Below are 23990 nucleotides of genomic sequence, written 5' to 3' on the forward strand. Positions count from 1 at the left end.
AAAGGAGGTCATCACACATGGCAGCTCCCATCACCGCCATCCGCAAAGAAGACAAATCTGAGGAGCAAATGAAGCTTGAAAAATTAGAAGAACTCAAAACCCTTTTGGCTGAACAGGAAGCCGCCGTTTCAAAAACGATGAAGCTTCTCGGCGAACTGAACGGCCTCGGGGTCCTTGATGCCGCAGACAGCATGATCGGCGCAAAGGAAGATATCGCCAAAATCGTCCTCGGCCAGCTGTCTAAAGAGCCGGCCAAAAACCTGATGAATACAGCCATTGCGGCAGGCGGCGCTCTCTCCAAAGCCGAACCGGAAGTCATGGGGAAACTGGTAGAAAGCATCGTCGCCGGCACAAAACAAGGAGAAGACTTTTTAAAAAGCGATAAAAAAACCGGGGTCCTCGATCTGCTGAAAGCCATGAACGACCCTGACATCAACCGAGCCGTCGGCTTCGGTCTGCAATTTTTAAAAGGCATGGGAAAAGCATTGAAAGACTGACAAATAAGAAAACCGGCTCACCACTTTGAGTCGGTTTTTCCTATTGGCGATAGAAGCACCGTCGCTTTCTACCGCCTCATTTGCTGTGTGTTTCATCTTTTTTATTCAGCGATTCTTTTAAAATATTAAAAACTGCCACTGCAATAACGACAGTCATTAACCCTGTCGTCAGCAGATTTGGGAAGGTTTCCTGAACCCCGATCATGACCACGCTCAGCACAATCAACGAAAGTATGAACAGACGTTTGTTTTTCATCTGCTGCACCGGACTAACTGATTGATAGCGTTTACCCTATGGTGAACCGTCCGGCACCCTCACCTCCTTGCCTTTATTATCCCGCTATTGTTAACTTTTGTAAACGATTAAAAAATGGAAGCGGTTGCGAAAACAAGCGGCTGCATGCCGAACAGAACGCCGAAATATTTGGCAGTCCGGCAATTTTGCCGCGTACAGACACAGACATCCCCCCTCCCACATACATTTACATATAGGCTTCTGCCTACATACATTATGTGGAGGTGCCGATAATGACAGGTGTTTTTGCAGCGCTCGGTTATGTCATCAAGGAACTCGTTTTTTTAGTATCATATGTGAAAAACAATGCCTTTCCACAGCCGCTGTCAAGCAGTGACGAAAAAAAGTACTTGGAGCTGATGGCCCAGGGGGATGAACACGCGAGAAACATGCTGATCGAGCATAACCTCCGGCTGGTCGCCCACATCGTCAAAAAATTCGAAAACACAGGCGAAGATGCAGAAGACCTGATTTCCATTGGAACGATCGGGCTGATCAAAGCGATCGAAAGCTATTCAGCCGGAAAAGGAACAAAGCTCGCCACTTATGCGGCACGGTGTATAGAAAACGAGATTCTCATGCATTTGCGCGCATTGAAAAAAACGAAAAAAGACGTCTCCCTCCATGACCCGATCGGCCAGGACAAAGAAGGCAACGAAATCAGCCTCATCGATGTCCTCAAATCGGAAAACGAAGACGTCATCGACACCATCCAGCTCAACATGGAGCTTGAAAAAGTCAAAAAATACATCGACATTCTGGACGGACGGGAAAAGGAAGTCATCGTCGGCAGATTTGGCCTTGATTTGAAGAAAGAAAAAACGCAGCGCGAAATCGCGAAGGAGCTTGGGATTTCGCGGAGCTATGTGTCGCGGATTGAAAAGCGCGCGCTGATGAAGATGTTTCATGAGTTTTATCGGGCGGAGAAGGAGAAGCGGAAGCGTGCGAAGGGAAAATAAAATATAAGAAGGCCAGGAAGTAGATAACCCTGGTCTTTTTTTGCTTATTTAAATCGCAAACTACTTTGAAAGGGCAGAATCTGTACCAATTGCTAGTTACCTACAACACTAGAAGTATAAATCTATAGCTACAGCCTCCACTGTGTCGAATATAGGGGGAACTTAATAAGGTTCCTCCTCCTTTTTTAAGAGTAAAAGTATTATAGCACCTCTCTCCCAAAATAATAGGCTTTAACATTGCTAAAGGTCAATTGAGTTTGGTTTTAGAAAACTTATTTGGCCTTTATGAAATTAGTCATCACTAAGCCTTTAACCTGCACTGATTGAGTCCTGGTAAAGTTCATTAGAAAGTCTTATTTTGATTAAAAATAGATTATTAAACAAAAGGCGAAAGGGAAGGTAGAGATGGAAGGGGATAATATTTATTAGTACATTATTCTCCTCTTATAAAGAGTCTCATATGACAGATAAGCTATACACAATTATATTTTTTGAACTTTTTAATAATGTAAATTATGTAAATAAATATTATTCCTTTTTCCTATTTACCCATATTTTTACTACTGATAGAATAATCACAAGGAGGTGGGAATTCATACCAAAGCAAACAATTACAGGTTGTAACCTAAATACATAGTCACTGGTTTGCTACTAATTATACGTAGAGGAGGAAATGATTATCAATAGACTAGCTAAAGGATTCATAGTAATAGCTTCTTTAGCCCTTGGCTCTACTTCCTTTGTCCAGTCATCTCAAGCTAAGGAAAATGATGAGATTGATACTAATGCCACTGGAACATCCGTACCCATTGTTTATACTGTAGATAGTCTGTTCACACCAAAGGTTGAATTACAAAATAAAAACTCTGCTACAAAGCCTGTTAAAGATGCTATCCGGGCAGTTCTAAAGAATAAAGCAAAGCTTTTTCAACTTGTAGAAAGGCTTGCAGGAAAGAAAGTAAGAAATGAACTTGAAGAAAGGTTTACAAAGTATATAGAACCCGTACTAAAAGACCTTTTAGATGAGTATTATGCCTTTGGGTGGTCTGATGTCCAAAATAAGCTATATAATTCGCTTAAAAAATCAGGACTTTCTAACATAAATGCCAAAGTTTTAGCATATTGGACAACCATTGCAATTAAATCGTTTTAAAATTATTCATAATATAATAGGAGATAAATATATATGAAAAATAAAAAGAGAATAGCTTCAGTGGTTCTAAGCGCCACGCTTCTTACATCTTTCTTAGGCACATCAGGTGCATTAGCATCTGAAAAAACAGCGTCATCTACTCCTGTTGCTATGAAAGTGACTGTTCATAAAGGGGTACAAAACGCTATCAAGTCACAGAATGTACCTGTTAAAACAGTAGCTACTGCTAATGGGAATTTTCAAACTCAAGGCGCAGTGTCATGGACTTATAAAGCCTTTAAATTAGCTCTCCGCTCAGGAGGTTGGGTTTTATCGCAAATGCTTAGACCTTTGTCTCCAAAGGCCGCCGCATGGGTTAGAAAAAACTCTGCTAAAGTAGCTAAGTTGATGGATAAAGGCGAAAAATGGACTGAGAATCAGTTTTATAATGGACTGAGAGGCATTGGCTGTCCGCCTGATGTGGCAAGAGCATTGGCAAAATTCATTATTACGCTGATTTAACGAATAAAAAATTTAAGAAAGTGCTGTTAGTTCCCCACTAATGGCACTTTTCTAATGGAGGTCAAAGATGACTATCTTTACAGCAATAACTCTAGCTATACTTTCATGTTTGGTTATTTCCTGTGTTTTGTTTTTACTTTTGATTAAAAAGGGGGTTATAGATAATCCCCCAAACACCTTGGCGTTCATATCTTTTATCCTCCTCATAGGCTTTTGTTTATTCTTTGCCATGGCTGTTCCTAGCCTAATTATTTATTTTGTTTCTTTAGGTGTTAATCATTTCTTAGGCGACTATGTAAATTATAGCTCTAGATCTGATTTATACATATTTTCTTTATTAGTAAGCGCATTAGCACTTGTTTACATGCTTATACTTATGGCAGTTATAAAAGGACTCTCAATATTTCTCAGAATTCCTAAGTGGATAACTTATATATTTGAGTTTGCTGTTGCGTGGATAGCCGTTTATTTCTCCATAGAGTATGTTACAAATAGCCATCTAAGTAATGTATCCATATTTCAAGGTGGAGAGTTACTTTTATCCTTTTTTATTACATTTCTATTCTTAGGGTGTGACATTCTTTTTTCTAACCTAGATGAGATATCAAGGGAAAAGTTAGGATAGGCACAGTAAAAAATACTGTGTCTATATAAATATTTAGAGAAGGAGAGATCAGAATTTTTCAGTGGGGAGAAGAAAATGGGATAAGTAGTGCATGTGGGGCTACGTGTAGACTATTCCCCTCTTGCACAAGGAAAGGCTGCAGGTGTGTAGAAAAAGCTCTTTGGTGCATCATCTACAACATCAAAAGAGCTGGGAGCAATTTAGATAGAGTAATGGACATTATCATTCAGCAGAAGAATGTAAGTGGATATAGACGAAGGAGTATCAGTGACCGTATAAACTACACGACTCCATTTTAGAAAGGTCATTAAAAATGATTTGACAACCAACCGGCTTTTTCACTTTATCAAGACTTTCATGATATTCTTTGAGCAATTCAACGTGTTCCGGTAACATCATTGACACCCATTTGATACTTCCTCTGTCCCGCAGCATACACAATTTTCCTTTCTAACTTTAATCTCAATCGTGCGGTTCCGGCGTTTGTATAAAAAACTTCGTGTAGAAGTGCTGACGAGCCGTACCGTTCTCTGAAACCGTCCATAACGTACCCAAGTATTCGCTTTTTTCTTGATCAGGGCGAAATAGATTGAGCTTGATTAAATTGTCTCCTGAATATTGGAAAGAGAAACTGAAATTTCTTTGTTTTCACATCTCGGCATGCCCAAAAACTCGTGTCAAGACAGAGTTTTGCCAGCAGCGTATTCGGTTCAATTCCAACAGTTCATGGCAAACCAAATTATCTTTTCATGTCATCTTTAATTTTCATTGCAATTGTTTGTGCGTCTCCCCACATATTTTCAAGACCGTTACTTTCATACGTGTGAATAGCATCATGGGGGACATACCAAATACGTATGTATGTTTCTTTTTTAAATAACGTTAAACTTAAAAATTCTTTATTACTTTAATACAACAAAAACGGATAACCTCTAGGAGTCAACGAAATCAGCCTCATCAATGTCCTCAAATCGGAAAACGAAGACGTCATCGACACCATCCAGCTCAACATGGAGCTTGAAAAGGTGAAAAAATACATCGACATTCTGGACGGACAGGAAAAGGAAGTCATCGTCGGCCGCTTCGGTCTTGATTTGAAGAAGGAAAAAACGCAGCGCGAGATCGCGAAGGAGCTTGGGATCTCGCGGAGCTATGTGTCGCGGATTGAGAAGCGCGCGCTGATGAAGATGTTTCATGAGTTTTACCGGGCTGAGAAGGAAAAGCGGAAGAAGGCGAAGGGGACATAATTTAGCAAAGGCCGGATTGGACATTCCGGCTTTTCTCTATTTTCACTAAAGTTTCTTTTAAAAGAAATAGATGAAAGAGTTATGAAAATCGTTTTTGCACACTAATAAGCTCTATGAGAAAGACAATCTGGATCATAGCAGATAACTTGATTATGAGTTCTTTAATCGCATCGTCCCTGCTTTCTTTATACAGGCCTCGATCTGGGTGTGGTTGCTCGATCCATACCCTTATATACATTGCCATCACTCTGGATCTACTTCCTATCAAGTTTTATTAAATAATGAGAGGAATCGTTCATGCATTTGTCAGCTGGCGGCCCCTCGATGAGCATCACCTTCATAAATGCATCACACCTTGGGTAATGCTATGTAATAACTGTTTGTCCTAATGGGTGATTTTCAGTATGAAAACAAATAAAAAACCGATGGCTTGAACCATCGATCTGTATTCTATATTACTGGGCCCTCAATATAGTAAATCTATCTCATTGGTTATGAAAGTTTATTTTCATTACATTTCTATACGTTTATATCAATTATGGTTAAAAAATAGCGAGAAAAAACAATAAACGTCCATCCTAACTTTTTCATCTTATTTATTAAGAATTTTAACCTCTTCCTTTTAAAATAAAGAAGCGATTTTCAGTTCTTAATGCTATGTCATCGGGACATGTCTGTTAAAGTAGCCAAAAAATACATTCAGATATCCACTCACAACCACAATCCACTTTGATCCACTACAGATTTCTGAACTGACATTAAACAGCTAGACTTATAAATACCGATTATCAATTTTTTTATTCTGTTCCAGTTCCCATTCACAATTAGGACATTTCGGCGGCGTCTCGGCATAAAGTGAACTAATTTATTAATGTTCAACAACAGAATTTCGTCTATTTGCAATAAAGAATCCACAGATCATTGCAAGAATGGCCATCGCCCACCAGAACGTTGAGATCGCCTGATCATGATCGATGATAATCAAACGAATGACAGCTGTGATGCCAATATAAATGAAGTAGCGAAGCGGGAAATGAAAGTCTGATTTGAAGTATTTGATAATCAAAGCAATGAACTCAAAGTACATGAAGAATATAAGCAGTTCTCCAAGCATCTCATAATAGCTGTCCACTTTGTTGAACAGTGACTTGTATACGAATTGCACAATGTACCATGTCTCACTGATCAGAAGTGCGCTTAAGGCTATCGCCAGGAAGAACAGACAGACATTGAGAAGCGCTTGTAACAGGTAAGGCACCTTTTTGAATTTGTTGGAAAATCTCATCATGTTGTCTCCTATTTCAATATATTCGTGGTTTTTATTCTCAGCCTACATCTTGGTGTTCCAAAATCGTAGCACAATGTAGTACTTAGAATTCTTTTGTATACTGTGAAACTGTCCCTGCATGCGGGACATCATTCGCGCAATGCTCCTTTCACCGAGTCCGTTGCTTTCCGGTGTTATATCCGCAAGTTTAATCGTATTGCTAACATGGATCTCAAATATCTCTTGATCCGATACAAACGTGATGCTGATTTCTTCTTCCGGATCTGCGTATTTAAATAAGTTTGACATCACATTATCAAATACACGACCAAGCTCCTCCAAATTCACGTTAATATAGGTTTCCGGCAGCTCGCCTGAAATATGGACCCGGAAATGCTTCTGATGAAGGATAGCAATCTGATCTGATATTAGATCGTAGATCACTTCTTTTACTGCAACGGTCTCCAGATCGGCCTCATATTCCTTGTCCAGCAGGAAATACGCAAACAGATTGTCAGACAAGCTTTTTAATTGCAGTGCTTTACCATAAGCATTGGCTACATACCGATCTTTGCTGGTACCCGCTTCGCCTCCCGCTTTTTTAGCAAACTCCAGATTCATGATCAGCGACGTCAGCGGTGTGCGCATATCGTGCGACATTTCGGTAACCAGGCTGCGGCTCTCAGCTTGCAATTCCTCGATAGCTTTAAGTTTGTCCAGGAAAGCTTTCCGCAGATCCTCAATGCTCTTTGCAATCATCGCTAATTCATCATGCCCTTTTATCGTCATCTCGTAGTCCAGTTCGCCCCCTTCAAGAATATGAATCTCTTGGTGAATCGTTTTAAGGTAGCGAAGACTTTGGCGAATGCCAAAGAGAACAATGATTAAAAAGATGAGGGTTGCCCCGAGCAAATCCAATGTAAAGGCCAGACTATAATATCGGGAAGAGTAGAAACCGTCGATAATGACTCTTCCTTCGCCATCGCTAAACTTGACAGGATGTGAATGATTTTGAGCGTACTGAGTCAGCTTTTCCTTTCCATAATCCGATTCGGAATAAATGGAATCATATTGCAGCTCCTGATCCTTGAATATGGTGAGGTTAATGTAATTTTCTTTTTTGACCCACTCACCAAACGCTTTTCTATCTGATGTAGACAACTCATTTTCTGAAACGTACTTGCTGAATTTTTGAATGTATCTTGCTGACTCCTCGTGATAATACTCATCCGAACTCAGATATCCCTCGATCAGATCATCTGTGATTTTTTGCAACGTCAGAAAGATCACACCACTCACAAACGCAGCAACCATGATCAGCAAAGCCAGTTTTTTGGTTAGCGTAAATTTACGATGCGCCAAATCGATATCCTCTTCCCCATTCAGTTCTTATATAAACCGGACGTGCCGGATCATCCTCAATTTTGGAGCGCAGCTTCCGAATATGCACCATCACCGTATTGTTGGAACAGTAAAAGTAAGGCTGTCCCCACACACTCTCATATATATTTTGGGCAGAAAATATTTTGTTGCGTTTGCTCATCAGAAGTTTCAGGATACGATATTCCAGATCTGACAACTTGATTTGCTGCTCCTCTTTCCAGACCTCATTAAATTCTTCGCTCACTCTTAGTTTGCCCCCGATAAGAAATGTTTCTTCCTGTTCCTTCTTTTCCTGATAGATAGTATATCTGCGTAATTGAGCAATCACTCTAGCATGAAGTTCCTCTTCCGAGAATGGTTTAGTCATATAATCATCGCCGCCGGCGAGTAACCCCTCAGTTTTATCGAGTGTACTCGATCTGGCCGTCAGAAACAGAATCGGGACGTTAGAGGATTTCCTGATGTGCTGACATGTTTCAATTCCCGAAATGCCTGGCATCATAATATCCAAAATAACCAAATCAAGCGAGTCATCCACAAGTTGCAATGCTCGCTTTCCATCCTTGGCTCTTAGCACCTCGTAGCCTGCACGCGTAAGGGATTCCTCCAAAAGATCACCAATATCCTGATCATCCTCTACGACTAATATTCGATGGGTCATGTCTCTCTCACCTCATGATTCTTGATGTTATTTCTCGTGTGTCCTTACTATATATCGTTCATAGTTAAGTACGTTATAAGATACTACGTAAATCTTAACAATTTATGAAAGCTGATGCCCGCCACAAATTTGTCACATTTTCTAAAAAAACGATGACTCTTCATAAATTGTTAAGATTCGGTCTTTATATTTATCCATTGTAAGGCTCAGGTTTTTCAGATCCGAACCACACATTGCGATGATAAATGGAAAAGGAGCATTGATATGACTGTACAAAAAGAAGGACACGGGCAACCGGTGAGTCTGCGGGAACGGGTTCATTTTCTGGACATCGTACGCGGATTTGCCTTGCTGGGCATTATTATTGTCAATTATTTTCTGATCGTAGATTCAGTAAAGGGATTCGAAATGACCTCCGATGACGTACTGCACAATCTGGTTTCCTGGTTTGCCGAAGGGAAATTCGTTACGTTATTCTCCTTCCTGTTCGGGGTTGGGTTTATGATCTTTATGGATCGAGCCGCGCAGAAGGTAGATAGTCCCAACAAGCTGTTTGCCCGTAGGTTATCTATCCTGTTGGGATTTGGCATTTTGCACATCACATTTGTTTGGGTCGGTGACATATTAGCCTTTTACGCCGTAAGCGGCTTCCTGTTACTCGCCTTCTATAAACGCACGGCCAAAACGGTGCTTAGATGGATTATCGCACTTATCGTGTTTCAATTCCTGACTCCTGTTTTCACAATGTTGTACAATGTCATCAATACTGCAGGGTCAAAAAACCCAAATTTTTCAGAGTTTACTTTGTTTAGCCACAGCAGCCTTACCTACGTGGAATCCATCAGCACTCGGTGGACAGATATGGTCACGATGGCTGCTGGCTCTTTCTCTATGATCTATTCCATGTTTCTCATGTTTCTGCTGGGCGTGTACTTTGTTAAGATGGAATTTTTCAAAGACATGGAAGCGAAAAAGCCTATATGGAAGCGTATCTGGATCATTAGCACAATCGCTTTTCTAATAACACAAAGCAGTATATTACTAGACATGTTTAATCTTTCTGAGAATATGCTGTGGAAGGACATTTCCTCTGTCTTGAGTCAAAATGGCGGCTTAACCGGAAGTATGTTTTATATGAGCACTTTTGCAATGCTGTTTCTATACGTTCCTCAGCTGCGAGGCCCTATGATGATATTCACCAAAGTCGGACGGATGTCATTGACCTGTTATCTGCTTCACTCTATCATTGGAACAGTTCTGTTCCTCAGGTACGGATTCGGGCTTGCGGGTCATATTCAATCTGCCGGCACGTTCATGTTCAGCCTGGCCGTGTATTTCGTGCTTATGATCTTTAGTACATTGTGGTTGAGACGATTTAAGTACGGTCCGATGGAATTAATATGGCGCAAGCTGACGTATGGCAAATTAAACGGGAGTCCCAAAGCAACTCCGCTGCACTCGGAAAAATCTATTCAGAAATAACCCCCTTGCACAGATTGCATGACTTCAAATTAGTGTTGTTGAATGAAGCGGGCATTAAACGGACAGATTTGATATATGGACTATATCATTTAGGCTTCTTTGGGCTAATAAATCCACCAGAGTTTACTCAATGTGCATTGCTCATGATCGAATCTAAATTGAATCTTTTACGCATGTTCATAGTCAAAGGCGCCTCATTCGACTATTTTTGTAACTTTTCGCAGGAAAAATTCGAGAATGATGACAAATCCCGCATACACACTTAATACGGTAGTGAACGATAGTAAATAAGGGTTACATGCAGCTTGTTTTCCAATAAAACAAAGAAAAAGAAATCATACAAAAAGACAGGAGAAAGCTTTTGAAGTATTTTAACGCCAAATTTACCGCGGAAGAAAAAGCGACGGAATCACTTTTTGTGATAAGGGCTCGTAGAACAGCTGGAATGTTTCTACTGAACGACTGAACTCGATATTTCAGCAACTGAGGGAGTGAACAATCATGAAAACAAAAAAGGAACCAAAAGTTATTCTGGAACTAGCAAAGGAATCTGATCTGCCAGAATTTCAAAAAAAATTACAAGAAGCCTTTGCGATCGCCGTGATTGAAACGTTCGGTGATTGCGAAGATGGACCGATTCCATCGGACAATGATGTTCAGGAGTCTTTCAATGCTCCCGGAGCGGTGGTATATCATATTCTTCAGGATGGTAAGAATGTCGGTGGTGCAGTAGTACGTATCAACAGCCAAACAAATCATAATTCGCTAGATTTATTCTATGTATCTCCAGAATATCACAGCCAAGGGATTGGTCTTTCTGCTTGGAAAGCGATTGAAGCACAGTATCCGCATACTGTGCTTTGGGAAACCGTGACACCTTATTTCGAAAAGCGAAATATCAACTTCTATGTGAATAAGTGTGGATTCCATATCGTAGAGTTCTACAATGAACATCACTCTGATCCGCATATGCATCGCAATGGACACGAAGATGACAAGCCCCTGCCGAATGATGATGACTTTTTCAGATTTGTAAAGATTATGAAAAAAAAAGGACTAAACAATTGAACACGGCGAGATGCCGCAGAGAGTTGCTGGTAACTTTTTTAGAGAAATGTATTAATGCTGTCTAACAATAAAAAAAGCTTTATCCTAGAAATAGGATAGAGCTTTTTCACCTTTTGACTCAATTGTCAATTTTAAACCAATCCAATACATAAAAAAAACCTCTATTAAGAGGGTTTAATCAGTTTTCATGTTTGATTTCGGTCAGAAAGTTGATGATATGCTTCACTTTGCTCTACAGCCTGTTTGTTGCATAAGGCATTTACTATTTTTTTACACAAACCCCCAAATACCTTTGCTTTTCTAGAGAAATCCAGATGTGTGTTTAAAGCATAATACCTAGATATCAGGCTTTCGTTTAAACCTGTTACAAGCTTAGCACTTAAATAGCGGAATTTATAATATATGCTTGGACAGCCGAAAAAGCCGAACTGTACATGGTATGCACTTTTGCATTCGAACTTTCATGTTACGTAATATTAACCTTTCGTACATATAATCACACGCAATTGAAAATGCAGCTTGGCTATTTAAAGTATCTCCTTCATTCGCTAGCATTACAGGAGGCTGACTCAACATTGATTTAATCAATCAGTGATAGGAAATCTGTGCACCCCCCTTTTGTAATGAATAATGAAATCCTCATGCATTTGTACGCCTTGAAAAGAACGAAAAAAGACGTCTCTCTCCATGACCCGATCGGCCAGGACAAAGAAGGCAACGAAATCAGCCTCATCGATGTCCTCAAAATCGGAAAACAAAGACGTCATCGACACCATCCAGCTCAGGCACAGAGTTTGAAAAAGTCAAAAAATACATCGACATTCTGAACGGACGGGAAAAGGAAGTCATCGTCGGCCGCTTCGGTCTTGATTTGAAGAAAGAAAAAACGCAGCGCGAGATCGCGAAGGAGCTCGGGATTTCGCGGAGCTATGTGTCGCGGATTGAGAAGCGGGCATTGATGAAGATGTTTCATGAGTTTTATCGGGCGGAGAAGGAGAAGTAATATCGCAGAAGCCGGTCTAATAATCCGGCTTCTATTTCTTTCCTCTATGCCCTCAATAAAAGTGAGAGCTTGTTATCCACTTACAGAGGTCTGTTGAATTCTGATTTTATTTGTGTTGCTATAATGTTCATAACATTTTTCATAAATTCCTCTATTGTTAATGAAGCAGTCCCTCCACCTTGAGCGAACATTTTATTTCCTCCACCTTTTCCATCAATAAGGGAAAGGCTTTCTTGCATTAGGGTTCTCATATCCATTTTATTTGCTTCTCCTCGTCCGCAAACCAATTGGAAGCGATGATCGTTCTCTGATAAGAAAAAAATAAGGGCCCGTTTTTCTCGATCAGCAATCATTTTTGCTAGCTTTTGAAGTTCTTGAATCGATCGATCTGAAAACGTTTCGATCACCATGACAGTATCATTTTGAATGGTGTTTTTGGCTAATAATTCATTGGCTTCATACTGAAGGTTTTTTTCATTAGATTCTAGAAGCGCTTTGTCTAGCTTCTTTACATTTTCAAGCAACCGTTTGACAGCTTCGCTTAATTCCCCTTCAGGACGATTAAGTAATCCAGTCAATTCAACGATTGCTTTTTGTTTTTGATCGAAATGCGTTATAACCCGATTTCCGCATACAAAATACAAACGAATTTTTTTCCTCTGTCTTTCCCAATTCAATACTTTAATTGCTCCGACTTCTCCTGTAGCGCTAGGGTGTGTTCCGCCGCATCCGTTGTAATCAAATTCATCAATCATGACAAGACGAATATTTTCTTTTACAGATGGGAGTTTACGAATCGGATAATTTACTAAGTCATCATATTCTACCCATTTTGCTACTATGGACCTATTTTCCGTTATGATCTCGTTTGCAAGCTTCTCTGCTTTGCCTGCCATTTCCTCTGTTAATTCTGATACATCAAGGTCAATGGTAACCGTATCATTTCCAAGATGGAATCCAACTGTATGAATATCGTATAACTGCGCGAATGCCGCCGACAAAATATGCTGCCCGGTGTGCTGTTGCATGTGATCAAAACGCCGTTCCCAATCAATAACCCCAACAACCTGATCATCTAAATTCGGTAAAGTCCTTTCTACATAATGACGAATTTCTCCATCGACCTCTTCAACGTTTAAAACCTTGACACCGTTCAATGTTCCTATATCATGGGGCTGGCCCCCGCCTGTTGGATAAAAGGCTGTTTCCTCTAGGGTAATATAAAAATCACCTTTTTTGTCCTGTTGCTGTTTCAAGATTTTCGTTTCGAACGTTTTAAGATAGGGATCTTTGTAAAAAAGTTTGTGATGATTCGGACTCATGCCATCTCCCCTTATTTTTTAAATTATTGAAGTCTTCCTCTAGCTTCAATATTTAATTCATCTACAACCTCTCCATTATCGACTAGATAGGCTTTATCGTGCAAGTTGCATACTGGGCAGATATGATTTGGAATAATTCGCACCTTATCTCCAATGCTTACTTTTTTGTTGAATTCTTCATGATAAATAATAGCATGTTCGTCGAATACGCCATGAATATAAACGTCCTCGTATTCTTTGATACGGCCAAGCCCTTTGGTTGCAGTAAGCCCTTCGCTTCGTGTTTGGGCGGTAATTCCCTTGGCCCCTACGTCTGTAATGACTCGTTCTTTTGTTGGTTTACTAATCACGGTTGTGAGTACAGAAGCAGCACAGCGATCATACGTACCAATTACATTTGCTTGTGAGGCGTCCATAAAAATGTAAGTGCCAGGTCTAATTTCTGTCACCCCTTCTGGAATATCAAACTTAAACATGAAGGGGGGAGTAGAGCCAATACTAACCACTTTCGGCTTTAGATCCATTTCTTCCGCAATTCGGGCAAAATGTAATGTTCGTTCTACACTTTCTTTATAGAGTTCTTTACAATGTGCTACACTTTTCGCTTTATAAGAATGTCCGTCATGTGAGAAGATTCCTTTTAGCTCGACATTTTGACACGTTTTGATTTCTAATAAAGTACGAAAATCATCTTCTTCAATAATTCCGGAGCGTTGTTCTCCTACTTCAATTTCCACTAACACTTGGGCTTTCTTTGAAGCTCCTTCAAATACTTCTTCAATTTCACGTACTTGATACGCACTATCGATTCCAAAAGAGATATCAATCGTTTCAGATAGTTTTCTAATACGTTCAAGCTTTGATTTCCCAACAATTTCATTTGCGATAAAGATATCTTTTAAGCCATTTCTCGCCATCACTTCAGCTTCTCCTACTTTCGCTACAGCGATTCCTGTAGCTCCCATTTCTTCTTGTAGCTTAGCTAATTTAGGCATTTTATGTGTTTTTGTATGAGGTCGTAAGTTTACTTTCTGTTCATTAGCGTAATTTTGCATATCCTTCATATTGCTTAACATCACGTCTTTATCGATTAAAAGAGCTGGTGTATCTAATTGTAAATCATTCATTGTACCTCCTCCTTTATCGCTGCAATGGCTTCAACTTCAACAAGACATCCGGCATATAAATGATTTGATGGAACAACTACTCTTGCCGGTTTATGATTGCCGAAGAAATGAGCATAAACCTCATTGATATCCGGCCAATACTTTACATCTGGGGTATAAAGTCTGCATAATATCACATCTTCCTTGGCTAATCCCCGTTCCTTGAGGACAAGCTCCATATTTGCCAATGCCTGTTTTGCTTCTTCTTTTATGCCCCCAGCTGGAATTTTCCCCGTTTCCGGATTCATCGACAACTGCCCTGAAATATAGAGAACACCATTGTGTTCCATGGCTGGCACGTAATGGCCCCCCATCACGTGTTGAATATTTCGTGTGTACAGGCTTCAATAAAATCGCCTCCTATTATCCCTTTTAGTATTTAAAGCTAGCCTCATCAATCTTCTGTCCAGCAGCCAGCAAAACAGCGAGTTTGATTCTTGCTTTCTTACTGTCATAGCAGCCGCCTAGTATGATTCCGGCATCTGCATATGTTGAAGCACTTCCTTTGAATCCATATACTCCCTTAACTTCACCTTCATCAGCACTTGTTGTCAGAACGACAGGAATCCCTTTCTCTACGGCTTTCTTTGCACTTTCTAATATTGCTGGAGCCGTATGCCCTCTTCCCGGCGCCTCAATAATGATTCCTGCACTTCCGCACTCGGCCGCATAATCTATAAACTTTCCGTCTGATCCAAGTGAACACTTAATAAGTTCTACATTTGGCAATGGTTGAATCAGCTGATACGCCTCATGCTTGATTAATCTTTGATGAATTGCGATCTCATCTTGATCGGCCGTTCCCAAATAACCGAATCCCGGTGAGAAAAAACCATCAATATTTGACGCATGCTGTTTTTTCACATATCGAGCAGCAAAGACCCTCTCATTAAACAACACTGTTACCCCTAAGCCTCGCGCATCAGGATGTGCCGCTAATAAGAAAGCTTGTCTTAGGTTCACAAATGCATCTGTACCTTCAAGTGTCGATCCTCTTTGTGACCCCGTTAACACGACCGGCCGATCATCAGAAATAACCAGATCAAGGAAATACGAAGTCTCTTCAAGGGTATCTGTCCCATGCGGTATCACAATTCCGGCAACATCTTCATTCCGGAAGAAACTCTCTATATTTTGCTTCAGAATGTCAAGGTGATGAAAAGTCATATGACTGCTTGACATTTGAAAGACTGACTTGATTTCAATCTCTATATGAGAAGGCAGTCGACACATTTCAGAAAGCTCTTCACCTGTCATAGCACCTGCTTCTAATAGACCTGTTTCAGGATCAGGCTTACTTGCAATTGTACCGCCGGTACTCAGTAAAATGATTTTCTTGTTTTCCATGCTAACTCCCCCATTTTCATATTAAATGTTTCTCTCTTCGTTCCTAATTAGATTTAATCCCAGCCCCGCATAATGGAATCACGATTTTTTCATCAGAAGAATGATCGTATTTTAAATATCCTGCATAGTTAGCTGCTGTTGTTGGCTCAACATAAAAGCCTTTACTTGCTAATGCTGTACGAGCTTTTAGAATCTCTTCCTCATTGGTTGTAATGATTTGACCGTTTGTGGCACGGATGGCTTCTAATATTTGAGCAGATCTTGCCGGTTTGGCAATCGCGATGCCCTCTGCAAGTGTTCCGCTGCTTTTGACGGATTCAGCAGCTTGTTGATTGTTGATAAATGCCTTTGCCAACGGCGCACAATTCTCTGCCTGTATCGCAACAAGCCTTGGCATTTTGTCTATACATTTGCTCTCTAGTAATTCTTTAAATCCATAGTAAACTCCAAGTAATAACGTACCATTGCCAACTGGAATAATAAGCGTATCCGGCGCTCCATTCATTTGTTCCCAAATCTCAAAGGCATACGTTTTTGTTCCTTCATAGAAATATGGATTAAAAACGTGACTGGCATAGAATTTTTTCTCTATATTCACAGCCTTTTGCGCTGCTTCAGCCACATCTTCTCTTGTTCCTTCAATTTCGCGAACGTTGGCTCCATGCGCTTTCACCTGCGCGATTTTCTTAGGCGATGTACCCTTCCGAAGAAAGATGTCACATGCGATGTCAGCCCGCTTGGCGTAAGCTGCAATAGATGTCCCCGCATTTCCGCTGCTGTCAGCTATTACATGCTTCACTCCCAGCTCCTTTGCCTTAGCTATTAATACAGCAGCACCGCGATCTTTAAAAGACAAAGTAGGCATCATATAGTCCACTTTCACAAAAGTATTCGGCTCCCCGCTGTCTAACACGATTAAAGGCGTGTATCCCTCCCCCATCGTGATGCCGCTCCATATGGCTGAGTCGCGATCAAATGGCATAGCATCAATATATCTCCACATAGAAGGAATATCTTTGAGCACTTTTGAATCGGACCATTCTACTTTTTCTTTTACAAGGTCTAACACTCCGCCACACTGGCATTTCCACACCTGTTCAGATACATTGTATTTCGTACGGCAGGAATGACATTGATACTGTTCCATTATTTTTAGACCTCCTATTATATATTTTTTTATATGTTATATATTTTTTTATATGCTTTAGGCAAAAAAATATATTACAGACTGGCGCTTGCTTCAATTTCAACCTGAAAACCGTAATGCAGCTCGTTCGTCGGAACAACTGACCGCGCTGGGCGATAATCGCGAAAAAAACCCTGACAGACATTGTCAACACGGTCTAATAAATTGATATCGTGTAGATATAGGGTCATCTTTACAATTTTGCCTTTATGACTGCCGGCTTTTTTTAAGATATACTCTATATTTGACAATGCCTGTAAAGTCTCTTCTTCAATGGTACCAAATTTCTTTTCCTGCGTGATTGGGTCAATGGCAAATTGCCCTGATACATAGACCGTGTTTTGATGAATTACAGCTAATGCATAATGACCGTTCGATTTTAAATTCCCTGCTTCAAAAATACTCTCCACTCCGCTCACTCCGATTGTCTTTTTTTCACTTCATCCAAATAGCTGTAGACGGTTACCTTTGAAATGCCTAGTTGTTCTGCTACTTTATCAATGGCACCTTTCATGAGGAATATTCCCTTCTCATCCATAAATCTGATCAGCTCGATTTTTTCCCGGCGTTTCATCAGGGAATGTTTGCGATTCGCCACAATTTGTTCAATTAACTGGTTCGTGATCTCTTCTACATTCTGAATCGAAGCTTCCTGCTCCGCCGTATTCGAAGTTTGTATTTGATTTTTCTTTTCAACACCGGGCATAAATGCATCTAACATTTCTTTCATTTGAATCATTACATTCATGTCGTAATTGATGCAAAATGCCCCAATCACCTGCTGCTGGCCATCTCTAATGAGGGTAGTCGATGATTTTATTGTTCTCCCATCATCTGTTTGAATTTCATATCCAGCTAAGTAATCCTCTTTAAATTCATTGGATAAAAGAACCTTTTTCACCAAGTGGTCAAAGGATTGGCCAACCTCTCTTCCCGTCACATGGTTGTTCATTGTAAAAATGACGGAAGACTGGGGGGTTGTCAAATCATGAATGACGACCTCACAATATGGACCAAACATTTCCCCTATCGTTTTTGCAAATGGTATATAACTTTTTAAAACCTGTTTTGCTTCAGTCAAACCTAACACCTAACTTTCATTTACCCGCATTTATCACAAGTGATTTCATTCTTGACTTCATTATATAATTTTTTATACAAAAATGAAACAAAAATATATTTTTTTATACGAAGGATTGATCATTCATTACCTTCAGTTTGCATCTTTTTATTTTGTCATCAAACAGGAACTATTTAGATATAGTTCGGTATCTTTTTAGTTCAGTCCCTCAACCTGGTAAAAGTAATTGCCCAAAACGGATAACCTGTGAGTGGCATTTAAATCAGCCTCATCGAGAAAAAAAGTCATCGCCGGCCGCTTCAGCCTTGATTTGAAGAAAGAAAAAACGCAGCGGGAAATTGCGAAGGAGCTCGGGATTTCGCGGATTGAAAAGCGCACGCTGATGAAGATGTTTCATGAGTTTTACCGGGCGGAGAAGGAGAAGCGGAAGTGAGATCAATGAAGAGACTAGGAATAATATAAAACCCAGCCTCTTTTTATGCCAGCTAATTTGGCTGGATAACGGGTGCGTCTTCTTCTACTCGATGAAGTTTCACCGTATGGAATAAATCAGCCAATTTTGATTGCTCTTGGAGCGTGTCAACTTCACTAGTGACCATTTGTTTATTTAGCTTTTTTATGTGTGAGATGAAGATTATGGCAAGGACAATTGTATATACTAAGAACCCGGCATGATAAACTTTTAGCTGTCGCAAACAATTAGATTTGTGTATTCATACTTTTCTATAACATCGATAACTTTTTTTATCGTTTCTTTAGACATTTCGCCTGAGAATATTTCTTTTCCCGAATCTATTACGTAAGCACCGTTCTCAGCAACGAAAGCTATTTCATTTTTAATTGATGGAAAAAAGGATTTAAGCTGATCATATTGATTGCCGCTTGCAACCACAAATTTTATTCCCCGTGCTTTTAATTCATGATATTGTTTCATAAAACGATCATTGTTATATTTCATGTCATCGTCCAAAAATGTTCCATCCATATCAACCGCTATTAGTTTTATGCTCACTTTTTCCTCCTTATCAGCTGAACATAAAGTGAACGCCCAATTTAACCAACTGCTCCCCCCTTATGCTTCTATTTTTTTAAAAAACCTTGGCAAATGCTCTTTATGCGCTTCAAGCATTTCATCTAAAATCGCTTTGCCGATTTTATCAGAAGGGACAAGCGGATTGATCGTCATCGCCAGCAAAGCTGTATCATAGCTTCCTGTTACAGCGGCTTCGGCGCCTACTCGTTCAAATGACTTGATTTGCTGAACGAGTCCCCGGACTGCAACTGGCAGATCACCATGAACGATTGGCCTTGGACCTTCCTTTGTAATCACACAGCTTACTTCAACCGCAGAGTCATCCGGAATACTTGCAATCGCTCCATTGTTGATTGTGTTAACCGGCTGAATATCACGTTTATCGTTATAGATAGACGAAACGAGACGAACGGCTGCGTCGCTGTAATACGCACCGCCGCGCTCCTCTAATTGAGGCGGTTTAACGGCCAGGTCGGGATCTTTGTACAGCTCGAATAATTCCTCTTCAAGCTTCTGAACGACTTCAGCTCTCGTTGTTCCCTTTTTAAAGTTCTCCAATTCTTTTTGCAGCATTTCATCTGTCTTATAATAGTACATATGATATGGACAGGTTAATACATTTAAGGCCCGAATAAATTCCGGCTCCCAGCCTTGCCCTTCGATGTTTTTTACAAAACTGCTGTTCTCCGGATCTGATAACAGCTCCATCACTTTCTCTTTTACACTGACTCCGTCGACGTATACATCCAATCCATATACCATATGATTGAGACCGGCGAAATCAATGCGAACCCGTGAATGATCAACATCCAAGAGCTTGGCGATCCCCATCTCAATACCGATTGGAACATTGCACAAGCCGACGATTTTCTTATGGTCAGTGTAGCGAAGGACAGCTTCGGTCACCATTCCGGCAGGATTTGTAAAGTTGATTAACCAGGCATCCGGACATAACTCTTTCATATCTTTTACAATATCCAATATAACCGGAATGGTACGCAGTCCCTTAAACAATCCGCCCGGTCCGTTTGTTTCTTGGCCTAAAACCCCGTGACTCAAAGGTATTCTTTCATCCTTTGCACGGGCATCAAGCAGCCCTACGCGAAACTGAGTCGTAACAAAATCGGCATTGTGTAAAGCTGATCTCCTGTCAAGCGTTAAATGAATTTCAATTGGAAGACCGGCTTTTTCAATCATTCTTTTCGCAAGGTTTCCGACGATTTCTAATTTTTCTTTTCCCGCTTCAATATCTACCAGCCATAATTCTCGAACCGGCAATTCATCGTACCGTTTGATAAACCCTTCTACTAATTCAGGAGTATAACTCGATCCCCCGCCTATCGTGACAATTTTAATTCCTTGTGTCATCCTCTTTACACCTCCGGGTAATTTAGCAAAAGTACTTATGGATCAATTGTATCTGCAGATGAGCAAGCCGGTAAATAAGCCGGTAACATGTTGTTTTTAATCACACAAGAAGTCATTTGTTGCACATATGTAACACTATGTTTCTTAGGAAGCAGGTATGCTAAGATGGAGTTAGCAGAAAGGGTCAAGGGAAGGAGAGCCCCGCATACATGTTTACACACGAGATCATCGCTTCGTTTAATGAACTGGAAACTTCTTTATATAATTACATTTGTCAAAATGGCGAGAAAGTCGTCTATATGCGAATCCGCGAATTGGCAGATGAAACGCACGTATCAACAGCCTCCATTCTGCGTTTCTGTAAAAAACTAAATTGTGAGGGTTTTTCGGAATTTAAAGTAAAGCTTAAAATGCAGTTAGAAAAAGATAAAAAGACGGTATTGAAGAGTTCCCAACATTCAATAGCCGAGTTTTTTGAGAGAACGTTAAAAGGAGACATTGAAGAAAAGATTGCGGAGGCCGCGCTTCTAATTACCAAAGCGGAGAGTGTCATTTTTATCGGCGTAGGAAGCTCAGGTATTCTTGCCGAGTATGGAGCAAGGTACTTCTCATGTTTAGGCAAATTTTCAATGTATATTAAAGATCCTTACTTTCCGACACATTCCCAATTCCGCCGCAATAGCATCACGATTGCTTTATCCGTCTCAGGTGAAGGCCATTCTACAGTCACTCATCTTCATCAGCTCAAGCAAGAAGGAAGTAAAGTGATCAGTATTACAAATCATAAGCACTCCACCATTGCCAGAATATCCGACATTAATATCTCGTATTACGTGACGGAAGAGTGGTTTGAAAATGCTAATATTACTACGCAAATCCCCGTTATGTATATTTTGGAATCAATGGCTCGTGAAATACATAGGCTTAGTAATAAACAATCGAATTAATACCTTTGGCCTGATCTAGTATCTACTTGTGATCGCCCTTAAACATTCCTTAAGTTACAGTAGATATTTCATTAGCTTTACCAGGCGGAGAAGCGGAAGAAGGGGAAATGAAGAAGAAGCCGGTCCATAAGTTCCGGCTTCCCTTTTATTTCACCAGGCCCTCAACCTAGCTATTGAAATTGATTTGCCTTACACCAATTCAATTTATTTTTATTTATTCTGGGCAGTTCATGAGCTCTTTCAGCAAGAGCTTTGCTGAAACAGAGCCCTTTATACCGTTTGATTTTTTGACGCGCCCAGACCGAATATGAACAGCAGAATGCTGACCATAAGCAACAGTAATATTGGGAGATTCCAGCTTGCCGTGACATCATGGAGCAAACCAAACAAGGTCGGTCCTGTTGCAGCCAGCAAATATCCGACAGATTGGGACATACCAGACAAAGAAGCCGCATCGGTGGCATCTTTCGTCCGCAAGCTTAAAAAGATCATAGCCAAACTGAACGCACATCCCCCAGCAATTCCGAGTAAAATTGTCCATAACAAAATAAGTGCATTATCGCCGAAATAAAGGCCACCTAATGAAACAAAAAACAGGACAGTCATGATGACAACCAGCAAACGCTGGTTCTTCATGCGTCCCGCAACGATTGGTACGATGAATGATACGGGAAGCGAAGCGAATTGAAACAACGATAGCATCCAGCCAGCGCTGTCTTCATTCAAGCCCCGGCTTGTCATGACTTCAGGTAACCAAGCGATCAATACATAGAAAAGCAAAGACTGCAATCCCATAAAAAGTGTAATTATCCATGCCAACGGTGAACGCCACAGACTTCGCCGCGTCGACGCACCGCTAGTTGTTATTCCGGCTGACGCGTGACTCGCCCGCACTTTAGGAAACCAGAATAGTGCGGCTATCAGAGCGAGCAGACCCCAGATTCCAAGTGCGCCATTCCAGCCAAAACCGAGATTGCGGGCGAGCGGGACGCTTACACCGGAGGCTATCGCACCGCATAAATTCATCGATACTGAATACAGTCCTGTCATCAAACCGACATTATGAGAAAAATCCCGTTTAACCAGACCTGGAATTAGCACGTTGCACACCGCAATCGCAAGCCCAAGCAAAACGGTGCCTGCAAACAAAGGAACTGTTGCGGACAGAGAGCGGACAGCGATACCTATCATGAGCAGAACCAAGGCATAAAGTATAATCCGTTCCATCCCGAAGCGGCGCGCCAAGATAGGTGCGAAGGGGGAAAGAAGCGAGAAAGCAAGCAACGGCAATGTCGTGAGCAAGCCTGCCGCAGTATTTGATAATCCAAGGGACTCGCGAATCGAACCTACCAGTGGGCCTACCGATGTCAGCGGTGACCGCATCGTCAGTGAAATAAGGACAATGCCTATGATGATCGGCAAACTCAATGAGAACGAAAGCTTTGCCTCAGTTGGCTTTGTACCACTTTGTACGCTCATAGCCGCTCCCCCTCTTCACCGGCAATAACATCCTTCGATTCCCCGATATAGCGATGAACTGCTTCCACGGCACGAGCAGCGTTTTGACCAACAATCGCTTCGACCAGTTGACGGTGCATTTCCAAGAAATCCGCATCTACTTCATAACGGGTCAGGCTTGTGATCGAATCTTGTAACGCTTCGGCGATATGGCTGTATATTTCAATCAATATTTCATTATGAGATGCCTTGACAATATTTTGATGCAGATCAATATCGGCCGCTACAAAGCTATCAATGTCACCGAGTTCTGCCGCTGCCTCGCAGCGTTCCAGCAGAAGAAGAAGGTCGCGCGCCTCGTCATCGGTTCTGCGTTGTGCAGCAAGATGAGCTCCCTCTCGTTCGAGTGCATATCGAACTTCTAATGTTTGCAGCGTATCTGATCGCAAAATGCGTTTTTTCAACACGGCTCCCAAGGCACTTGAAGAGCAGACATAAGTTCCGTCACCTTGTTTCGTCTTCAAGAGTCCCGCATGTATCAATGCCCGAATTGCTTCCCTTAATGTATTGCGGCTAACATTCAACTCGTTCATCAACTCCGGCTCGGCAGGAATGCGCATCCCGACACCCCACTTACCAGATTCGATCATACTTTCTATTTGTAGTGCGACTTGCTCAACCAGCGTCTGCCGGTTTGTTTTCTGAAGCATATGTCTATCCTCCTGTAATGCATTTATCAAACATAGGATGTTTGGTTATTTGGAATTTTATCATGCCTATGAAATTAAGACAACAAAAGCAACTTAATAATAGGATTAATGAAGATGAATTTTAACTTGCAATTTTCCCAAAACAAAAACAGATAGTCTGCAAATGGAAATTTAAATACCTTTTGGAGGGTAAAATGAATTGAGCCTTACAAATATAAAAAGACCGCAAAG

24 protein-coding genes and 5 pseudogenes are annotated in these 23990 nt (G+C 40.8%); 13 read left to right on the forward strand and 16 right to left on the reverse strand.

Annotated elements, in window-relative coordinates; translation table 11 throughout:
* Window positions 1–17 precede the first annotated feature (17 nt).
* Window positions 18–497, forward strand: coding sequence for a helical membrane plugin domain-containing protein (locus M1D67_RS14450; protein ID WP_025811120.1), 480 nt, complete (start codon window positions 18–20; stop codon window positions 495–497).
* A gap of 76 nt (window positions 498–573) precedes the next feature.
* On the opposite strand, the gene M1D67_RS14455 is transcribed toward M1D67_RS14450, so the two are convergent.
* Window positions 574–753 carry a hypothetical protein gene (locus tag M1D67_RS14455; RefSeq protein ID WP_023855265.1) on the reverse strand — a complete coding sequence of 60 codons (180 nt, stop codon included), beginning with the start codon at window positions 751–753 and terminating at the stop codon, window positions 574–576.
* Between the two features lie 272 nt (window positions 754–1025).
* On the opposite strand from M1D67_RS14455, the gene sigK reads away from it, so the two are divergent.
* From sigK to M1D67_RS14475, 4 genes are all read left to right on the forward strand, one after another.
* A complete protein-coding gene (gene sigK, locus M1D67_RS14460; protein ID WP_023855266.1) occupies window positions 1026–1751 on the forward strand; it encodes an RNA polymerase sporulation sigma factor SigK in 726 nt (241 codons plus the stop codon).
* A gap of 673 nt (window positions 1752–2424) precedes the next feature.
* Window positions 2425–2904 carry a hypothetical protein gene (locus tag M1D67_RS14465; protein ID WP_023855267.1) on the forward strand — a complete coding sequence of 160 codons (480 nt, stop codon included), beginning with the start codon at window positions 2425–2427 and terminating at the stop codon, window positions 2902–2904.
* Between the two features lie 33 nt (window positions 2905–2937).
* Window positions 2938–3405: a hypothetical protein gene (locus M1D67_RS14470; protein WP_026579257.1), complete on the forward strand. Its 468-nt coding sequence runs from the start codon at window positions 2938–2940 to the stop codon at window positions 3403–3405.
* Window positions 3406–3472: 67 nt separating this feature from the next.
* Window positions 3473–4030, forward strand: a complete 558-nt coding sequence (locus M1D67_RS14475) for a hypothetical protein (protein WP_023855269.1) — start codon at window positions 3473–3475, stop codon at window positions 4028–4030.
* A 327-nt stretch (window positions 4031–4357) separates the two neighbouring features.
* Here M1D67_RS14475 and M1D67_RS14480 read toward each other — a convergent pair.
* Window positions 4358–4465 (reverse strand): annotated as a pseudogene (locus tag M1D67_RS14480) (YolD-like family protein); the annotation flags it as partial.
* Between the two features lie 506 nt (window positions 4466–4971).
* On the opposite strand from M1D67_RS14480, the pseudogene M1D67_RS14485 reads away from it, so the two are divergent.
* Window positions 4972–5277: pseudogene (locus M1D67_RS14485) on the forward strand (sigma-70 family RNA polymerase sigma factor); the annotation flags it as partial.
* An 868-nt stretch (window positions 5278–6145) separates the two neighbouring features.
* Here the strand turns inward: M1D67_RS14485 and psiE are convergent.
* Genes psiE through yrkP form a run of 3 tightly spaced genes read right to left on the reverse strand, consistent with a single transcriptional unit; the run spans window position 6146 to window position 8588 of the window.
* Entirely contained in the window at window positions 6146–6562 is a 417-nt protein-coding gene (psiE, locus tag M1D67_RS14490) for a phosphate-starvation-inducible protein PsiE (RefSeq protein ID WP_023855272.1), read from the reverse strand.
* A gap of 45 nt (window positions 6563–6607) precedes the next feature.
* On the reverse strand, window positions 6608–7906 hold the full coding sequence (yrkQ, locus tag M1D67_RS14495) for a two-component system sensor histidine kinase YrkQ (protein ID WP_023855273.1): 1299 nt from the start codon (window positions 7904–7906) through the stop codon (window positions 6608–6610).
* A complete protein-coding gene (yrkP, locus tag M1D67_RS14500) occupies window positions 7893–8588 on the reverse strand; it encodes a two-component response regulator YrkP (protein ID WP_026579256.1) in 696 nt (231 codons plus the stop codon). The genes yrkQ and yrkP overlap by 14 nt, the downstream gene beginning before the upstream one ends.
* Window positions 8589–8852: 264 nt before the next feature.
* On the opposite strand from yrkP, the gene M1D67_RS14505 reads away from it, so the two are divergent.
* The 5 genes and pseudogenes from M1D67_RS14505 to M1D67_RS14525 all read left to right on the forward strand — a co-directional run.
* On the forward strand, window positions 8853–10070 hold the full coding sequence (locus M1D67_RS14505) for a DUF418 domain-containing protein (protein WP_026579255.1): 1218 nt from the start codon (window positions 8853–8855) through the stop codon (window positions 10068–10070).
* Window positions 9989–10227: pseudogene (locus M1D67_RS14510) on the forward strand (hypothetical protein). The gene M1D67_RS14505 and the pseudogene M1D67_RS14510 overlap by 82 nt, the downstream one beginning before the upstream one ends.
* Window positions 10228–10571: 344 nt before the next feature.
* A complete protein-coding gene (locus M1D67_RS14515; protein ID WP_448156331.1) occupies window positions 10572–11138 on the forward strand; it encodes a GNAT family N-acetyltransferase in 567 nt (188 codons plus the stop codon).
* A gap of 336 nt (window positions 11139–11474) precedes the next feature.
* Window positions 11475–11717: pseudogene (locus tag M1D67_RS14520) on the forward strand (ImmA/IrrE family metallo-endopeptidase); the annotation flags it as partial.
* Window positions 11718–11761: 44 nt separating this feature from the next.
* Window positions 11762–12141, forward strand: a pseudogene (locus M1D67_RS14525) (sigma-70 family RNA polymerase sigma factor); the annotation flags it as partial.
* Between the two features lie 80 nt (window positions 12142–12221).
* Here the strand turns inward: M1D67_RS14525 and M1D67_RS14530 are convergent.
* The 7 genes from M1D67_RS14530 to M1D67_RS14560 form a co-directional block, all read right to left on the reverse strand.
* Window positions 12222–13463: an alanyl-tRNA editing protein gene (locus tag M1D67_RS14530; RefSeq protein ID WP_479831353.1), complete on the reverse strand. Its 1242-nt coding sequence runs from the start codon at window positions 13461–13463 to the stop codon at window positions 12222–12224.
* Window positions 13464–13486: 23 nt separating this feature from the next.
* A complete protein-coding gene (locus M1D67_RS14535) occupies window positions 13487–14590 on the reverse strand; it encodes a D-TA family PLP-dependent enzyme (protein ID WP_479831354.1) in 1104 nt (367 codons plus the stop codon).
* Window positions 14587–14919 (reverse strand): RidA family protein, encoded by a 333-nt coding sequence (locus M1D67_RS14540; protein WP_479831849.1) that lies wholly within the window; start codon window positions 14917–14919, stop codon window positions 14587–14589. The genes M1D67_RS14535 and M1D67_RS14540 overlap by 4 nt, the downstream gene beginning before the upstream one ends.
* An 82-nt stretch (window positions 14920–15001) precedes the next feature.
* Window positions 15002–15976 (reverse strand): asparaginase, encoded by a 975-nt coding sequence (locus tag M1D67_RS14545; RefSeq protein ID WP_479831355.1) that lies wholly within the window; start codon window positions 15974–15976, stop codon window positions 15002–15004.
* Between the two features lie 43 nt (window positions 15977–16019).
* A complete protein-coding gene (locus M1D67_RS14550) occupies window positions 16020–17123 on the reverse strand; it encodes a threonine synthase (RefSeq protein ID WP_479831356.1) in 1104 nt (367 codons plus the stop codon).
* A gap of 74 nt (window positions 17124–17197) precedes the next feature.
* Window positions 17198–17572, reverse strand: coding sequence for a RidA family protein (locus M1D67_RS14555; RefSeq protein WP_479831357.1), 375 nt, complete (start codon window positions 17570–17572; stop codon window positions 17198–17200).
* 5 nt (window positions 17573–17577) lie between these two features.
* On the reverse strand, window positions 17578–18243 hold the full coding sequence (locus M1D67_RS14560; RefSeq protein ID WP_105981095.1) for a helix-turn-helix transcriptional regulator: 666 nt from the start codon (window positions 18241–18243) through the stop codon (window positions 17578–17580).
* A gap of 250 nt (window positions 18244–18493) precedes the next feature.
* On the opposite strand from M1D67_RS14560, the gene M1D67_RS14565 reads away from it, so the two are divergent.
* Window positions 18494–18676, forward strand: a complete 183-nt coding sequence (locus M1D67_RS14565; protein WP_224067410.1) for a hypothetical protein — start codon at window positions 18494–18496, stop codon at window positions 18674–18676.
* Window positions 18677–18925: 249 nt separating this feature from the next.
* Here M1D67_RS14565 and M1D67_RS14570 read toward each other — a convergent pair whose 3' ends face one another.
* Window positions 18926–19255, reverse strand: coding sequence for an HAD hydrolase family protein (locus M1D67_RS14570; RefSeq protein ID WP_479831358.1), 330 nt, complete (start codon window positions 19253–19255; stop codon window positions 18926–18928).
* Between the two features lie 60 nt (window positions 19256–19315).
* A complete protein-coding gene (locus M1D67_RS14575; RefSeq protein ID WP_105980235.1) occupies window positions 19316–20644 on the reverse strand; it encodes a 6-phospho-beta-glucosidase in 1329 nt (442 codons plus the stop codon).
* A 209-nt stretch (window positions 20645–20853) separates the two neighbouring features.
* On the opposite strand from M1D67_RS14575, the gene M1D67_RS14580 reads away from it, so the two are divergent.
* Window positions 20854–21591 (forward strand): MurR/RpiR family transcriptional regulator, encoded by a 738-nt coding sequence (locus M1D67_RS14580; RefSeq protein ID WP_035338395.1) that lies wholly within the window; start codon window positions 20854–20856, stop codon window positions 21589–21591.
* Window positions 21592–21861: 270 nt separating this feature from the next.
* Here M1D67_RS14580 and M1D67_RS14585 read toward each other — a convergent pair whose 3' ends face one another.
* Window positions 21862–23070, reverse strand: a complete 1209-nt coding sequence (locus M1D67_RS14585; protein WP_095290956.1) for a CynX/NimT family MFS transporter — start codon at window positions 23068–23070, stop codon at window positions 21862–21864.
* Window positions 23067–23759, reverse strand: a complete 693-nt coding sequence (locus M1D67_RS14590; protein WP_101561114.1) for a FadR/GntR family transcriptional regulator — start codon at window positions 23757–23759, stop codon at window positions 23067–23069. The genes M1D67_RS14585 and M1D67_RS14590 overlap by 4 nt, the downstream gene beginning before the upstream one ends.
* Between the last annotated feature and the right edge of the window lie 231 nt (window positions 23760–23990).

Source organism: Bacillus sp. PK6-025 (assembly GCF_056530265.1).

What these genes read in the sequence shown, in the direction of transcription:
- M1D67_RS14450 (WP_025811120.1), top strand. Translation starts at nt 18, where the DNA reads ATGGCAGCTCCCATCACCGCCATCCGCAAAGAAGACAAATCTGAGGAG.
- M1D67_RS14455 (WP_023855265.1), bottom strand. Translation starts at nt 753, where the DNA reads ATGAAAAACAAACGTCTGTTCATACTTTCGTTGATTGTGCTGAGCGTG.
- sigK (WP_023855266.1), top strand. Translation starts at nt 1,026, where the DNA reads ATGACAGGTGTTTTTGCAGCGCTCGGTTATGTCATCAAGGAACTCGTT.
- M1D67_RS14465 (WP_023855267.1), top strand. Translation starts at nt 2,425, where the DNA reads ATGATTATCAATAGACTAGCTAAAGGATTCATAGTAATAGCTTCTTTA.
- M1D67_RS14470 (WP_026579257.1), top strand. Translation starts at nt 2,938, where the DNA reads ATGAAAAATAAAAAGAGAATAGCTTCAGTGGTTCTAAGCGCCACGCTT.
- M1D67_RS14475 (WP_023855269.1), top strand. Translation starts at nt 3,473, where the DNA reads ATGACTATCTTTACAGCAATAACTCTAGCTATACTTTCATGTTTGGTT.
- psiE (WP_023855272.1), bottom strand. Translation starts at nt 6,562, where the DNA reads ATGAGATTTTCCAACAAATTCAAAAAGGTGCCTTACCTGTTACAAGCG.
- yrkP (WP_026579256.1), bottom strand. Translation starts at nt 8,588, where the DNA reads ATGACCCATCGAATATTAGTCGTAGAGGATGATCAGGATATTGGTGAT.
- M1D67_RS14505 (WP_026579255.1), top strand. Translation starts at nt 8,853, where the DNA reads ATGACTGTACAAAAAGAAGGACACGGGCAACCGGTGAGTCTGCGGGAA.
- M1D67_RS14515 (WP_448156331.1), top strand. Translation starts at nt 10,572, where the DNA reads ATGAAAACAAAAAAGGAACCAAAAGTTATTCTGGAACTAGCAAAGGAA.
- M1D67_RS14530 (WP_479831353.1), bottom strand. Translation starts at nt 13,463, where the DNA reads ATGAGTCCGAATCATCACAAACTTTTTTACAAAGATCCCTATCTTAAA.
- M1D67_RS14535 (WP_479831354.1), bottom strand. Translation starts at nt 14,590, where the DNA reads ATGAATGATTTACAATTAGATACACCAGCTCTTTTAATCGATAAAGAC.
- M1D67_RS14540 (WP_479831849.1), bottom strand. Translation starts at nt 14,919, where the DNA reads ATGGAACACAATGGTGTTCTCTATATTTCAGGGCAGTTGTCGATGAAT.
- M1D67_RS14545 (WP_479831355.1), bottom strand. Translation starts at nt 15,976, where the DNA reads ATGGAAAACAAGAAAATCATTTTACTGAGTACCGGCGGTACAATTGCA.
- M1D67_RS14550 (WP_479831356.1), bottom strand. Translation starts at nt 17,123, where the DNA reads ATGGAACAGTATCAATGTCATTCCTGCCGTACGAAATACAATGTATCT.
- M1D67_RS14575 (WP_105980235.1), bottom strand. Translation starts at nt 20,644, where the DNA reads ATGACACAAGGAATTAAAATTGTCACGATAGGCGGGGGATCGAGTTAT.
- M1D67_RS14580 (WP_035338395.1), top strand. Translation starts at nt 20,854, where the DNA reads ATGTTTACACACGAGATCATCGCTTCGTTTAATGAACTGGAAACTTCT.
- M1D67_RS14585 (WP_095290956.1), bottom strand. Translation starts at nt 23,070, where the DNA reads ATGAGCGTACAAAGTGGTACAAAGCCAACTGAGGCAAAGCTTTCGTTC.
- M1D67_RS14590 (WP_101561114.1), bottom strand. Translation starts at nt 23,759, where the DNA reads ATGCTTCAGAAAACAAACCGGCAGACGCTGGTTGAGCAAGTCGCACTA.